Genomic DNA, 253 nt, shown 5'->3' with positions numbered 1-253 from the left:
AAACGCTCGGCCCAGTAGCCGGCGAGCTCGCGCAGCCATGCCGGATCGGCGCCCTGCTGCCACGCGGGCGCGGGCGTGACCGGCGACCAGCGCGTCGCGCGGATGCGCCGGCGGAGATCGTCGATGTCAGGCTCGGGTATGGCGATCTGAAACGGTGCGATATGCATGGCGATTTCCTCGGCACAAGGGAATGGGGTGACACGCACGCGGCATGCGCTAACGATGAAGACCGGCAAGTGGACAAAGCCCGGCC

The 253-nt window shown here is 68.0% G+C and carries 1 protein-coding gene; it reads right to left on the bottom strand.

The window, feature by feature from the left end; translation table 11 throughout:
- A partial coding sequence (locus SB771_RS35855) for an epoxide hydrolase N-terminal domain-containing protein (protein ID WP_410722149.1) occupies window positions 1-167 on the bottom strand: 167 nt, incomplete at its 3' end.
- Between the last annotated feature and the right edge of the window lie 86 nt (window positions 168-253).

Origin of the sequence: Burkholderia sp. SIMBA_051 (assembly GCF_046534915.1) — a bacterium.
GTDB lineage: Bacteria > Pseudomonadota > Gammaproteobacteria > Burkholderiales > Burkholderiaceae > Burkholderia > Burkholderia ambifaria.
The sequence above is the reverse complement of the archived record's forward strand: the minus strand, read 5'-3'. Positions and strand labels throughout refer to the sequence as shown.